The organism is Chitinimonas sp., assembly GCF_036568685.1.
GTDB lineage: Bacteria > Pseudomonadota > Gammaproteobacteria > Burkholderiales > Chitinimonadaceae > Chitinimonas.
Genome location: NZ_DATCSC010000125.1, coordinates 60,656 through 72,784, shown reverse-complemented (window position 1 = coordinate 72,784; position 12,129 = coordinate 60,656). Strand labels below are relative to the sequence as shown.

Annotated in this window: 14 protein-coding genes; 7 read left to right on the top strand and 7 right to left on the bottom strand. The window is 61.2% G+C overall.

What is annotated here, in order from left to right:
- The coding region (locus VIM95_RS17935) for an OmpA family protein (protein ID WP_331988459.1) at positions 1-1,268 on the bottom strand (1,268 nt) is incomplete at its 3' end.
- A gap of 248 nt (positions 1,269-1,516) precedes the next feature.
- Between VIM95_RS17935 and VIM95_RS17930 the strand changes: the two genes are divergently transcribed.
- Complete coding sequence (locus VIM95_RS17930) at positions 1,517-1,882, top strand: hypothetical protein (RefSeq protein ID WP_331988457.1); 366 nt, start codon at positions 1,517-1,519, stop codon at positions 1,880-1,882.
- 58 nt (positions 1,883-1,940) lie between these two features.
- Here the strand turns inward: VIM95_RS17930 and VIM95_RS17925 are convergent, their stop codons facing one another.
- The gene (locus VIM95_RS17925) at positions 1,941-2,513 is read right to left on the bottom strand and encodes a flavodoxin family protein (RefSeq protein WP_331988455.1); all 573 of its coding nucleotides are present in this window, start codon (positions 2,511-2,513) and stop codon (positions 1,941-1,943) included.
- 123 nt (positions 2,514-2,636) lie between these two features.
- Between VIM95_RS17925 and VIM95_RS17920 the strand changes: the two genes are divergently transcribed.
- Positions 2,637-2,948 carry a hypothetical protein gene (locus VIM95_RS17920; protein WP_331988453.1) on the top strand — a complete coding sequence of 104 codons (312 nt, stop codon included), beginning with the start codon at positions 2,637-2,639 and terminating at the stop codon, positions 2,946-2,948.
- A gap of 2 nt (positions 2,949-2,950) precedes the next feature.
- Here the strand turns inward: VIM95_RS17920 and VIM95_RS17915 are convergent, their stop codons facing one another.
- Positions 2,951-4,228 carry an HD-GYP domain-containing protein gene (locus VIM95_RS17915; RefSeq protein ID WP_331988451.1) on the bottom strand — a complete coding sequence of 426 codons (1,278 nt, stop codon included), beginning with the start codon at positions 4,226-4,228 and terminating at the stop codon, positions 2,951-2,953.
- 63 nt (positions 4,229-4,291) lie between these two features.
- Between VIM95_RS17915 and VIM95_RS17910 the strand changes: the two genes are divergently transcribed.
- Positions 4,292-4,846: a DUF1415 domain-containing protein gene (locus VIM95_RS17910; protein ID WP_331988449.1), complete on the top strand. Its 555-nt coding sequence runs from the start codon at positions 4,292-4,294 to the stop codon at positions 4,844-4,846.
- A gap of 214 nt (positions 4,847-5,060) precedes the next feature.
- The gene (locus tag VIM95_RS17905) at positions 5,061-5,264 is read left to right on the top strand and encodes a cold-shock protein (RefSeq protein WP_331988447.1); all 204 of its coding nucleotides are present in this window, start codon (positions 5,061-5,063) and stop codon (positions 5,262-5,264) included.
- Between the two features lie 136 nt (positions 5,265-5,400).
- Here VIM95_RS17905 and VIM95_RS17900 read toward each other — a convergent pair whose 3' ends face one another.
- The 3 genes from VIM95_RS17900 to VIM95_RS17890 form a co-directional block, all read right to left on the bottom strand.
- Positions 5,401-5,562 carry a hypothetical protein gene (locus VIM95_RS17900; protein WP_331988445.1) on the bottom strand — a complete coding sequence of 54 codons (162 nt, stop codon included), beginning with the start codon at positions 5,560-5,562 and terminating at the stop codon, positions 5,401-5,403.
- A 26-nt stretch (positions 5,563-5,588) separates the two neighbouring features.
- Positions 5,589-6,968, bottom strand: coding sequence for a DEAD/DEAH box helicase (locus tag VIM95_RS17895; RefSeq protein WP_331988443.1), 1,380 nt, complete (start codon positions 6,966-6,968; stop codon positions 5,589-5,591).
- Positions 6,969-7,526: 558 nt separating this feature from the next.
- Positions 7,527-8,009 carry an SRPBCC family protein gene (locus VIM95_RS17890; protein WP_331988441.1) on the bottom strand — a complete coding sequence of 161 codons (483 nt, stop codon included), beginning with the start codon at positions 8,007-8,009 and terminating at the stop codon, positions 7,527-7,529.
- Between the two features lie 244 nt (positions 8,010-8,253).
- On the opposite strand from VIM95_RS17890, the gene VIM95_RS17885 reads away from it, so the two are divergent.
- Positions 8,254-8,991 carry a transporter substrate-binding domain-containing protein gene (locus VIM95_RS17885; RefSeq protein ID WP_331988439.1) on the top strand — a complete coding sequence of 246 codons (738 nt, stop codon included), beginning with the start codon at positions 8,254-8,256 and terminating at the stop codon, positions 8,989-8,991.
- Positions 8,992-8,998: 7 nt separating this feature from the next.
- On the opposite strand, the gene rarD is transcribed toward VIM95_RS17885, so the two are convergent.
- Positions 8,999-9,880, bottom strand: coding sequence for an EamA family transporter RarD (gene rarD, locus VIM95_RS17880; protein ID WP_331988437.1), 882 nt, complete (start codon positions 9,878-9,880; stop codon positions 8,999-9,001).
- Between the two features lie 186 nt (positions 9,881-10,066).
- Here rarD and VIM95_RS17875 point away from each other — a divergent pair, with 186 nt between their 5' ends.
- A complete protein-coding gene (locus tag VIM95_RS17875; RefSeq protein WP_331988435.1) occupies positions 10,067-11,176 on the top strand; it encodes an NADH:flavin oxidoreductase/NADH oxidase in 1,110 nt (369 codons plus the stop codon).
- Positions 11,177-11,268: 92 nt separating this feature from the next.
- A complete protein-coding gene (locus VIM95_RS17870) occupies positions 11,269-12,123 on the top strand; it encodes an alpha/beta hydrolase (RefSeq protein ID WP_331988433.1) in 855 nt (284 codons plus the stop codon).
- Positions 12,124-12,129: the final 6 nt, after the last annotated feature.

Sequence of the window (12,129 nt, the reverse complement as noted above, 5' to 3'; positions counted from 1 at the left end):
GGCACGGTTTGGGCGGGGACTTCGGTCAGCTGTTCGGTTTCGACCTTGGTGACGAACTCGAGGTCTACGCGACGGTTCTTCTCACGGGTGTCAGGCTTGGCCGGGTACTTCGGTTCCCGCTTTCCCTTGCCTTCCAGTATGGCGGCATCGGAACTCAGCACACCGGCGGCGATCAGGTAGTCACGTACCACTTCGGCGCGCTGCATCGAAAGTTTGTCGTTGACCGCATCGCTACCGATATCGCAGGTATGGCCGACAATGTGGACATTGCCTTCACGACCGCCGGCCTTGAGTTGCTCGACTACATGGTCCAATGCCTCGCGGGCAGTGTCGGTCAGCTTGGTACTGCCGATCTGGAAGAAGGCGTCGCTGTTCATGCTGGCCGTGGTCTTGACCAGCTTGCGCTCGGTATGGGCCGGAATGACCGTAGGTGCTACGACTGGGCGAGGATCCGCCACCATACGGTACATGGTCTGGGGTTGGCTGCTGGCAGCCTTGCCGAAGCTGTAGCGGTAGCTCAGGATCGCGCGGTTGTCGTTGCGCTGGGCATCGAGGCTGCCGCTCTTCTGGTAGTGGTCCAGCTGCAGCGCAACGCTGTGTGGGGTGCCGACGAAGAATTTTTCGCCCAGCAGCGAGACATTGGTCTGGCGAGCGCTCTGCTTGCCCCATTCGTAATCCAGACCGCCAGTTAGCCGTAGCGAGTTGTTGTCGAAGTTGCGGCCGACTCGCAGACCCACACCGTAGTCATAGGCGCGCTCGAACAGGCGCGAGGTTGTGGTCGTAGTGATCGTGTCGACGTAGGGGCGACCATTGTCACTACCGCTGGCTTGGCTGACTTGCGTATCGCCACTTTGGCCTACTTCGCGACGGCCACTCAGACCGTGGCTGAGGTAAGCATTGCCGAACCAGTCTTCCTGTTCCAGGCCGTAACCGGCGGTGAGCTTGCGGTCATGGTTGTCGTTCTGGTCCAGCGCCAGGAAATACTTGTTTACCAACTCGCCAACATTGCGATGCCAGCTCAGCTGCAGACCTCCGGCGGAGCGGGAGAACCAGGCTTCACCCAGCCAGGCACTGTCGGTGCTCTCGCTCAACACACCCAGCAACTCGCCTTGCACGTGGCCGCCATTGACGTAGCCGATCGAGACGCGACCAGTGCTGCCGGTGTATTGCAGCGGGCCTTCGCTTTGTGGCGCGGTATTGGTGTCGGCAAGGGCGGAAAAGGGGGCAAGCAGGGCAAGCAGCAGCAGGGGTAGAGGGCGGCGGGGCATGTTGGTATGGGTTTGAGTGGTCGGTTTGGCACGAAAGCGGCCAAAAGGCCGCGCATACTACCAGCAAACCCTCTGTTTTTTCACGAAATCCCCGTGTTTTAGGCCCCTTGTCAGCGAAATGCCACAGGCATAGTGCAGGCCTTCGGCCGTTCGCCGCCAGCATGCTTTCCGCCGAACGGACATGAAAAAGCCAGCGCGCTGGGCCATGTTGATAGTATCGATCAACCCCGCTAAGAGGAGCGCTTGTCATGGCACCCGCGCATGTGACCAACGTCGAGTCCGAGTCGCTAAGCTGGCTGATCTACCTCTATTTCTGGCCGTTCTGGATGTTCAAGGACGTGAACCAGGGCAATCTGCTCGAGCAAGCCGCTGCCTACCGCTACAACCGCGAGCGACGAGGTTATTTGCCGAGCTATATCGCCAAGTGGCTGGTGATCTTCCTGCTGTCGCTGGGGGTGATTTTCCTGCTCGAGGCGCTGGGCCAGGCTGGCATCATGCTACCTGTGGCCTCCAGCCTGCTGGCAGGGGCGACCGGCATGTTTGCCAGTGGTGCATTCGTGGTGATGGTGCAGATCTCAGTGGCCTACCTCTTTCTCTGCCACTGGCGTTACTGAGTGTGATCGAACGGGCCGATCAACGTAGGGACGGGCAGAGCCCGTCCCTTTTTTGTGCCTAGCCGCGGGTCTTGCGGGCGTATTCGGCGACGCGCGCGCCAAACAGTTTTGCGGTGGCCAGATCGCCGGGCAGGGGCCCTTCCTCGGGGCTGGAGTCGGAAGGAGACTGGGTCATCAGGCCGCCAAAGGAGCCGACGTAGTTGATGTCGTTGCGCTGGGCCGCCTTGCTGTTGGCGGGCAACAGGCCGGTGCCGATCCAGACCATGCTGTGCTGCATGGCCAGCGTCATCATGTAATGCAGGGTGGAATGTTTGTCGCCATTCATGGTGGCCGAATTGGTAAAGCCGGCAGCGATCTTGTCCTTCCAGTTCTGGGTGAACCATGGCTTGGAGCTGGCATCAGCGAATTTCTTGAACTGCCAGGAGACGCTGCCCATATAGGTCGGCGAACCGAAGATGATGGCATCGGCAGCGTCCAGGGCAGGCCAGGTGCCGTCGGGTAGATTGCCCTCGGCATCGAGGGCATACAGCGTTGCCTCGGCGCCTGCACCGCTGGCGCCGGCGTGCACGGCCTCCGCGGCTTTCTTGGTGTGTCCATAACCGCTGTGATAAACAATGGCGACTTTGGCCATGGTCCGCTCCTTGGTGGTGTGGGTGATGGGGTTACTTGCGCAGTATGAATAACGGCGGCGGAAAAAATAGTGGTTTTTTGTGATCGACTGATTCGACTTCTTTGAATGGGACAGGGGACAGGCTTGCAGTACATCCGGCTCCACGCCCAGGCGCCCGACAAACCGGTGCTGGGGCAACCCTGCAATGGTTGTGGCGTGTGCTGCTCGGCCGAGCCCTGTCCGGTCGGGCAGTGGTTGTTCGGGCAACGTGAGGGCGCTTGCCCGGCGTTGCAGTGGCAGGCGCAGACTGCACGCTATGGCTGCGGAGTGCTGTTGAACCCGCGTCGCTATCTGCGCTGGCTGCCGGCCTGGGCTGAACCCGTGGCCCGGCGCTGGCTGGCGCGGCGGATTGCAGCTGGCAAAGGGTGTGATTCGGACGCCGAGCTGCTGGACTAGCTTCAGGTCGGTGTGGCCTGGGTGGGTACGCTGTCTGCGTAATAGGTCATCCGCTTGCGCGGATTCAAATAGGCAAAAACCGGTTGAGGCAGCAGGCCAGGCCGAATGCTCTTGACGATATTGAGTTCGGTCTCGCTCTCCAGGTCGAGGATGATGGCCTCGTGCTTAGGGACGCTGGGGTCGTAGATCAGCACCGTCGGCTTCAGCGGCTTGCTGGCGTTGACCGCCATGACAAGACCCAGCGCATTGTTGGAGAGCTGGACCAGGGTACCCGGAGGGTAAACCCCCATGCAGCGGATGAAGATGCCCAGCGCCTGAGGGTCGAAGCGGCCGCGGTGCTGCCCGAACATGTGTGCCAGTGCCTCGTAGGGCGTCAACGAATCGCGCGGGTTGGGTCGGTTGCAGAGGTTGTCATACTCGTTGACGATGGCCACCAGGCGCGACAGCGGCAGGATTTCCTCGCCCCGCAACGCATGCGGATAGCCGCTGCCGTCCATGTTCTCGTGATGCTGGAACACGACAGCCAGCGCCTCGGGTGACAGGTTCAGCTTCTTGCCGATCTCAAGGCCGAAGTGAGTGTGCCTCATCAACAAATCCTGCTCGCTGGGGCTTAGCGGCTCGGTCTTCTGCAGCAGCTGGCTGGGCAGCTCGACCTTGCCGATGTCGTGGAACAGCGCTCCCATGCCGAGTTCGGTCAGTTGCTCGCGGCTCATATTGAGCTGCTTGCCCAGCATCATGGCCAACACCGCCACATTGAGCTGATGGAAGTAGACCTCTTCTCCGCCTAGCTTGTCGTTCATCAAATGGATGGCGATGTCGCGGTCGGTCAGCATCGAATCGACCAAGCCCTCGATCAGCGCAGCGGCTTCGGCCATCGACTCACCCGGGCGGGCGAACAGGTTGCGGGTGATCGTCTTGAGTGCCTTGGCGGCTCCCTGGAACTTGCGCTCACATTCATTGAGTGCTGCCCGGTGCTGGCTCAGCCGCTCCACGCGCACCCGTTTGGCGACAATGGCGGCATCGAGATTGGGCTTGGCTGGCACCGGCTCGGTCGGCTGTTCCGCGATGGGCAGGGGCTTGGCCGCGCTGCGCTTGGTGTCGATACGGATACGGTCCAGCCCCAGTGAGCGCAAGGTGTCGATCTGTTCTTGCTTGGTGATCTTGAACTGGTTGAAGGTGAACGGATGTGCCAGCCAGTCCAGTTCAAGCCGCACGTACAGGCCCACACAGAGCTGCGACGGATGGATATAGGTGGGCTGGTTGGGGTTGGGTGTTGTCATGGGAGGAGGGGGCACGGCCACTTAGGCGATAGAATAGCAAGCCTGACTTCCTTTATCTCGCCCATGAATACTGAACACGACAATGTCATTGCCGCTACGCGCGAATGGCTCGAAAAAGCGGTCATCGGCCTCAATCTGTGCCCATTTGCCAAATCGGTCTACGTCAAGAACCAGGTGCGTTTCGTGGTTAGCGAGGCCCGCAACCTCGATCGCCTGCTGGAGGACCTGGATAGCGAGCTGCAATTGCTGGCCGAGACCGACCCCGAGCAGATCGACACGACCTTGCTGATCCACCCCTGGATACTCAACGACTTCCTTGACTACAACGAGTTTCTTGAGGTGGCGGACGGCGTGGTTGCCGAGCACGAGCTGGAAGGTGTGATCCAGATCGCCAGCTTTCATCCTGACTATCAGTTCGAGGATACCGAGCCGGGCGACATCAGCAACTTCAGCAACCGCTCGCCGTATCCAACCCTGCATCTCTTGCGGGAAGCCAGTCTGGATAAGGCGGTGGCCGCCTTTCCGGATGCCGCCTCCATCTTTGAGAAGAATATCGAGACCCTGGAGCGCCTGGGACGGGCGGGGTGGGACGCGTTGGGTTTGCGCAAACCTGACTGATCCGGTTCCAGGCCTGATGCAGCCTAATATCGGGAACTTTGCGCTTTCTTGCAAAAATGCTTTGCAATGCGCGTAGGAATCGCGTAAAAAGCGCGCTGCAGGCAGTTCAAGTCGTAGGTCACAGGCAGCTCTCGTACCCTTAGTGGTATCCCGATTCGCCCTCCTTTGTTTGACGTCCGCATTTCTTTACTTATTTCCAACAAGGAATAGCATCATGGCAACCGGTACCGTTAAGTGGTTCAATGACTCCAAGGGCTTCGGCTTCATCACCCCGGACGAAGGCGGCGACGACCTGTTCGCGCACTTCTCGCAGATCCAATCGAACGGCTTCAAGTCCCTGCAAGAAAACCAGAAGGTCGAGTTCGACGTGACCACTGGCCCCAAGGGCAAGCAAGCCTCCAACATCAAGCCCGTCTAATTCAGACTGCTTGACGTTGTATAAAGAACCCGGCGCAAGCCGGGTTTTTTATTGCCTGTCGTCTACGCTACCTGCGCAATGCGCAGGCAACAAAAAAGCCGGTGCACACGGCACCGGCTCTTTGGCTATTCGACGCTTACTTCGGCGCCTTCTTCAGCAGTGCGCCGATCAGGCCCTTGGGCGCCGTGTTGGCGGTCTGCCCGGTAGAGGCCTTGCCAAAACGGTCAGGTACTTCGGTCTTGGCCAGCTTCTCGTTGATCTTCAGGCCGCGCAACTTTTCCAGATCGGTTTTTTTCATCGAATGGTTCCCTGCTTGTTAGGAAATCAATGGTGCCGGCCGGTCGGGCGACGGCCCACGCCGGGGCCGCGGCTGTTGTGGTTGCCGGCTTGAGCAACGGGCTGCCTGGCTTGACCATTGCCTTGCGACTTGGGTGCTTGCTCACGGCGATTGCCACCGCCATTGTTGCCGCCGTTGCCACCCGGACGCGGACCACCGCGCCCTTGGCCTTGCCGACCGCCGCCACCGGAGCGCTGCTGGATGGGTTCGGGCTTGATGGTCGGATCGGGCTCGAAGCCAGGGATCACGACCTTGGGCAGCTCGCGCTTGATCAGGCGTTCGATATCGGCCAGCAGCTTCTTCTCGTCCACGCAGACCAGTGATACGGCTTCACCTTCGGCGCCGGCGCGACCGGTGCGGCCGATACGGTGGACGTAGTCCTCTGGCACGTTGGGCAGCTCATAGTTCACCACGTGTGGCAGCTGGTCAATGTCGATACCGCGGGCGGCGATATCGGTCGCCACCAGTACCTGCAGGCTGCCGTCCTTGAATTCGGACAAGGCTCGGGTACGGGCGCCCTGGCTCTTGTTGCCGTGGATGGCCATGGCGCTGATGCCGTCCTTGTCCAGCTGTTCGGCCAGCCGGTTGGCACCGTGCTTGGTGCGAGTGAAGACCAATACCTGGAACCAGTTGTGTTCTTTGATCAAGTGCGCAAGCAGTTGGCGCTTCTTGTCGCGGTCCACCGGGTGGATGGTCTGGGCGATGGTGTCGGCAGTGGCATTGCGGCGCGCGACTTCGATCAGCTCCGGAGACTTGAGCAGGCCGTCTGCCAGAGCCTTGATCTCGTCAGAGAAGGTCGCCGAGAACAGCAGGTTCTGCCTTTCGCGGGGCAGCAGGGCGAGGATCTTCTTGATATCGCGGATAAAGCCCATGTCCAGCATGCGGTCTGCTTCGTCCAGCACCAGGATCTCGACCTTGCTGAGGTCCAGCGTGCCCTGCTGCACATGGTCGAGCAGGCGGCCAGGGGTGGCCACCAGGATGTCCACGCGGCTGCGCAGCTGTTTGATCTGCGGGTTGATGCTGACGCCACCGAACATGGTCATGGAGGTCAGCTTCAGGTACTTGCCGTATTGCTGTACCGATTCCTCAACCTGTGCGGCCAATTCGCGGGTCGGGGTCAGGATCAGGGCGCGCACCGGTGGGCGACCTTCCGACGGGCCCTTGTTGGCGCGGTTGGACAGGCGATGGAGGATGGGCAGAGTAAATCCGGCAGTCTTGCCGGTACCGGTCTGCGCGCCGGCCAGAAGGTCGCGCCCGGTCAGCACGGCGGGGATGGCCTGGGCCTGGATGGGGGTGGGCTCGGTGTAGCCGAGTTCGGTCACGGCGCGAACGATATCGTCCGACAGGCCGAGGGAAGCAAATGACATCTGGAACTCCTGGTAACCGGCCGGTGGTGGCGTACCGCAAGGGCAGGGCACCGGCAGGTGCTGGTATTTGGGTCGGCCCTGCTCGCTTGGGCAAGCAGCAGTCTTGGGGCGGACGGCAAATCGGGGTGGGCAAGGGATGGAGCGCGAAGACTGGTGCACGCTCAATGGAGATATTGTACCAGCATGCGGCCGTGGAATCCCGCTGGGGGCTTCCTCGTTTTGTCACAGTGCTGTAAAATCAGTGGATTACGCTAGATAGTGCGTAAAAAGCGCGGCGCCAATGGGGTGCCGTGGGCCGGAGCAGGCGAGGTACACATTGGCTGTGTGCCTGTGGCCGGTGGTTGTCGTTGAAATAAGGCAAGGGTTGCAACCGCCCGCGTACAGCTACCGTTCTGGCCTCATCGCTAGCAACGGGACGCCGAAAGTGAAAGGAGCGTTCAAAATGGGTTGGCTAGTCTACCTGTTCCGACGTTAAGTCGTTTTCCTGCGTCAGCAGGGGTTCCGACGAAAAGCCGCGAGTGCCTTGGGCCCGCGGCTTTTTTCATGCCTTGGCGAAGCTCAGTCCAGTTCGCCAGTCTCCAGCAGTTCCCGTATCCAGCGGATAGTGTCCACGTCGGTGTCGCGGTAGGCCGATTTGATGAAGTCGGCGAAATAGGCATCGCCGGCCTCCGTATCCATGCCGCCGCCCTCGGGCAGGGCGGTCACGTAGCCAAAGCGCACGAACAGATCGCCAGGGTTGGGTTCTTCAATGGTCATGGTGAAGGTACCGCCCTGGTGCTGCTCGCTGGGTGCCGTCACGAAGTGGATGCGGCGCTCGTGCTCCAGGGTGATGTGGTCTTCCACCCGCAGGTTGCCCAGCAGCATTTCGCGCTTCAGCCAGCCTTCGCCACGTTCAAGGATGGCGACATGCTCGACGTTGACGAGGAATTCCTGTGGCTGCTCCACGCGGCGCAAAAGGCCGCGCCACAGCTGGCCACGGGTCATGCTGGTAAGCAGGGGGTCGTTGAGGTCGTTGATCTGGATCAGGTGTTCGTAGTGCATGATGGTGTGTCTGGATGTATCAGTCGGATTATAGGCTGGGAGGGCTCCGCTATAGTACGAGAGCGATATCGCCTTGGTCTGCCGGCTGCGATCTTTTGTACGTGACCGGCCTCTGTCATCAAAGAGAAGGAACGGAATGCGGATTGCCTTGCTGGGTCTACTTTGCTGGCTTGGTTCGCAAGCTTGTGCCGCCCCCTTGATTTATCAACGGCATCAAGCCAGCGATGATCCCCAACTTGCCTATATGTTGGCAGTGCTGGACTTGGCCATCCGCGAAAGCGGCGCCAATTACCAACCCCAGCCCAGTAAGCTGGTGATGGTACAGAGCAGGGCCCTGGGCGAGATACGTCGCAATACCGGCCTCGTGGACCTGATTTGGACCATGACCAGCATCGAGCGGGAAAAGGAGCTGCTACCGGTCCGCATACCTTTGGATCGCGGCTTGATAGGCTGGCGCCTGGCCTTGCTGCAGCAGTCACGCCTGGCGGAGTTTGCCAAGGTGAATGATCTTGCAGGCCTCAGGAAGTACCGTGCAGGGCAGATGCACGACTGGCCCGATACCCAGATCCTGCGTGGTAATGGCCTCAAGGTTGAGGCCACCGACCAGTACGAGGGCTTGTTCAGGATGTTGTCGGCAGGACGTTTCGACTATTTCCCGCGCTCGCTGATCGAGATCAAGGAAGAGTGGTTGGCGCACAGCCAGCTCAATCTCGCCGTGGAGCCCCACCTCTTGATCCGCTACCCGGCAGCGTTCTATTTCTTTGTCAGCAAGGAGCGGCCACAGCTTGCCCGTGATCTGGAGCGTGGCCTGGAAAAGGCCGTGCGCGATGGCAAGCTACAAGCCCTTTTCAATGAGCACTACGGTGCGGTGCTCAAGGATCTTAACGTCGCAGGACGAACAGTGATCGAACTACGCAACCCGCTACTGCCACCGGAGACGCCGCTCAAGCGCGAGGAACTCTGGTACCGGCCGGGCGAGTAGCTTGAGGTCAGGTTGCCATGGCTTGGCGACGACCGACGAAGTAGCCCTCCAGCGTATAGAGCGCGAGCGCCGACCAGATCAGCGCAAAGCCGATGAGCTTGCCCTGATTGAAAGGCTCGTGCCAGAGAAAGACCCCCAACATCATCTGCAGGGTCGGACCGATGTACTGCAAGAGGCCCAGCAGTGACATGGGGATGCGGCGTGCCCCGGCAGCGAACAGCAGCAAGGGGATGGCGGTGATGGGGCCGGCGGCGATCAACAGCCAGCGAGTGGTGGTGTCGCCATTGATAAAGCCGCTCTGTCCCTGCACGGCCAGCCAGCTTATATAGGCCAGGGCAAAGGGCGTCAGCAGCAGGGTCTCGAGCGAGAGGCCTTCCAGCGCCCCGAGCGGCGCGGTCTTGCGCAACAGGCCGTAGGTACCAAAGCTGGCGGCCAACATCAGGCCGATCCACGGCAGCTGCCCTGCCTGGACGGTCAGCCACAGCACCCCCAGCGCCGCCACGGCAATCGCTGCCCATTGCGTGCGGCGTAGCCGCTCATGCAGCAGGAAATAGCCGAACATCACGTTGACCAGCGGGTTGATGAAGTAGCCCAGGCTGGCATCCACCACACGACCATCGTTGACCGCCCAGATATAGATAAACCAGTTGATCGACAGTACGGTGGCGCTGGCGATAAAGCGCCCCAGCACACGTGGCGAGGTGAGCGCAGGCTTTAGCCAGTCCCAGTGTTTGCGAACGAGCAGGACCGCGATCAGGAAGACCAGCGACCAGGCCATCCGGTGCATCAGGATTTCCTGCGCCGGTACCTGCTTCATGGCCTTGAGATAGAGCGGCAAGAGACCCCAGATAAAGTAGGCTGCTGCTGCGTAGAGTATGCCGGTGCGCATGGGGGGCCTTTGTGCCGGTAAGGGCGGGACCATGGATCATGGCCTGCTTGGGATGAGTTTGCACGATACAGGTGGGCTCTGCAGGCGCCGACTGTCATGGTCGGTCGACCCGGCCAATCTTGGGGCTTGGAAGTCGGTTGAATGCCCCCATCTGCATGGTCTGGTCAATCTGCTTCGGAGCACCCGATGTCCCGCCTGTTCGAACCCCTGGCCTTGCGCCAACTCACCCTGGCCAACCGGATTGCCGTCTCGCCCATGTGTCAGTACTCGGCGCATGACGGCTTGGCCAACGACTGGCACTTGGTCCACCTGGGTGGCTATGCGTTCGGCGGTGCAGGCCTTGTGATCTCCGAAGCTACCGCTGTCACCCCGGAAGGGCGCATCAGCCCGCAGGATCTGGGTATCTGGTCGGATGAGCAGATCGCGCCCCTGGCGCGCATCACCCGCTTTATCCGTTCACAAGGTGCTGTGCCTGGCATCCAGCTGGCCCACGCCGGTCGCAAGGCCAGCTGCCATCGACCTTGGTCGGGTAATGGCGCGATCGCTCCGCAAGATGGCGGTTGGGTGCCGGTAGCACCATCCGCTATTGCCTTTGCCGATAATTATCCGCAGCCAATGGCGCTGGATGCGGCCGGTGTCGCCGCCATTCCTCAGGCTTTTGCCGCCGCCGCCCGCCGAGCCTTGCAGGCCGGCTTCCAGTTGGTGGAGATCCATGCGGCGCACGGCTATTTGCTGCACCAGTTCTTGTCGCCGCTCAGCAATCTGCGCACCGATGCTTATGGTGGCAGCTTTGACAATCGCATCCGCCTGTTGCAGGAGACTGTTGCCGCGGTCCGTGCCGCATGGCCGGCTGAGTTGCCTTTGCTGGTCCGGCTTTCCGCAACCGATTGGGTCGAGGGCGGTTGGACGGCAGATGAGACGGTTGCGCTGGCCCGCCGTTTGAAGGAGAGTGGCGTCGACCTGATCGATGTCTCTTCCGGCGGCAGCGCGCCGCAGGCGCAGATTCCGGTCGGGCCTGGCTATCAGGTCGGGTTTGCCGAGCGGGTGCGGCAGGAGGCCGGGATTGCCAGCGGCGCGGTAGGCATGATCACCGATGCCCAACAGGCAGAAAACATCCTTGCCAGCGGCCAGGCAGACCTCGTACTGCTGGGCCGCGAGTTGTTGCGTGACCCGCAGTGGCCCTTGCGGGCGGCAGAAGCGCTGGAGGCGACCGGCTACTGGCCGCCGCAATACCTGCGCGCCGCGCCGCGAGGCAGTGTACAGCGGGATACCTACGATTATGCCAATGGCGTATGATGCGGGCGTCGTGGGGGCGCTGAAGGTCGGGTAGCGGTCCCGCTGCCAGTTTGGCGCTATAAAGGAATACTTTCCAGACCGGAGTCCGCCCCATGCCTACAGCCCGCCTTGCCCATGTCCTTGTCGGTCGAGATAGTGGCGTCTACAAGATGGCCTATCGCGAGTGGGGCGAGCCGGACAATCCTAAGGTCCTGGTCTGTGCCCATGGCTTGACCCGCAACGGCCGCGATTTCGAGTACCTGGCCCAGGAGCTGGCCCGCGACTTCCGGGTTGTGGCGCCTGACGTGGTCGGGCGTGGCGAGAGCGAATGGCTGCGTGACCCGATGGGCTACCAGATTCCGCTCTATGTGCAGGATATGCTGGTGCTGATCGCCCGCCTGAACGTAGCCGAGGTGGCCTGGATGGGTACCTCCATGGGGGGGCTGATCGGTATGATCCTGGCAGCCATGCCCGGCACCCCCATCCGCCGATTGGTACTGAATGACGTAGGACCGCTCTTGGCGGCCAGTGCACTGGCGCGTATCGGAGAGTATCTCGGCAAGGCACCCTTCATGCCCACGCGCGAAGCGGCGGAGGCGTATATTCGTGCTGTATCGGCACCGTTTGGCCCGCACGACGATGCGCAGTGGGCTTTCCTGACCGAGGTCATGCTCAAGCCGGATAAGGGTGGCTGGCGGCTGAACTACGATCCGGCGATCGCGGTGCCGTTCCAGACGGGCGCCAACGGCTCGGACGTCAATCTCTGGCCGCTCTACGAGAACATACGTTGCCCGGTACTGCTGACCCGAGGTGCGCTGTCGGATCTGTTATCGGTCGAGACAGCCACCGCCATGAGCGAGCACGGTCCGCGCGCGACCTGGGTGGATTTCGAGGGTGTAGGCCATGCGCCAACCTTTTTGCATGCCGACCAGATCGCGGTGGCGGCCGGTTTTCTCCGTAATGCCTAAGCGATT

What these genes read in the sequence shown, in the direction of transcription:
- VIM95_RS17910 (WP_331988449.1), top strand. Translation starts at nt 4,292, where the DNA reads ATGAATACTGAACACGACAATGTCATTGCCGCTACGCGCGAATGGCTC.
- VIM95_RS17925 (WP_331988455.1), bottom strand. Translation starts at nt 2,513, where the DNA reads ATGGCCAAAGTCGCCATTGTTTATCACAGCGGTTATGGACACACCAAG.
- VIM95_RS17905 (WP_331988447.1), top strand. Translation starts at nt 5,061, where the DNA reads ATGGCAACCGGTACCGTTAAGTGGTTCAATGACTCCAAGGGCTTCGGC.
- VIM95_RS17870 (WP_331988433.1), top strand. Translation starts at nt 11,269, where the DNA reads ATGCCTACAGCCCGCCTTGCCCATGTCCTTGTCGGTCGAGATAGTGGC.
- VIM95_RS17900 (WP_331988445.1), bottom strand. Translation starts at nt 5,562, where the DNA reads ATGAAAAAAACCGATCTGGAAAAGTTGCGCGGCCTGAAGATCAACGAG.
- VIM95_RS17875 (WP_331988435.1), top strand. Translation starts at nt 10,067, where the DNA reads ATGTCCCGCCTGTTCGAACCCCTGGCCTTGCGCCAACTCACCCTGGCC.
- VIM95_RS17930 (WP_331988457.1), top strand. Translation starts at nt 1,517, where the DNA reads ATGGCACCCGCGCATGTGACCAACGTCGAGTCCGAGTCGCTAAGCTGG.
- VIM95_RS17885 (WP_331988439.1), top strand. Translation starts at nt 8,254, where the DNA reads ATGTTGGCAGTGCTGGACTTGGCCATCCGCGAAAGCGGCGCCAATTAC.
- VIM95_RS17890 (WP_331988441.1), bottom strand. Translation starts at nt 8,009, where the DNA reads ATGCACTACGAACACCTGATCCAGATCAACGACCTCAACGACCCCCTG.
- VIM95_RS17895 (WP_331988443.1), bottom strand. Translation starts at nt 6,968, where the DNA reads ATGTCATTTGCTTCCCTCGGCCTGTCGGACGATATCGTTCGCGCCGTG.
- rarD (WP_331988437.1), bottom strand. Translation starts at nt 9,880, where the DNA reads ATGCGCACCGGCATACTCTACGCAGCAGCAGCCTACTTTATCTGGGGT.
- VIM95_RS17915 (WP_331988451.1), bottom strand. Translation starts at nt 4,228, where the DNA reads ATGACAACACCCAACCCCAACCAGCCCACCTATATCCATCCGTCGCAG.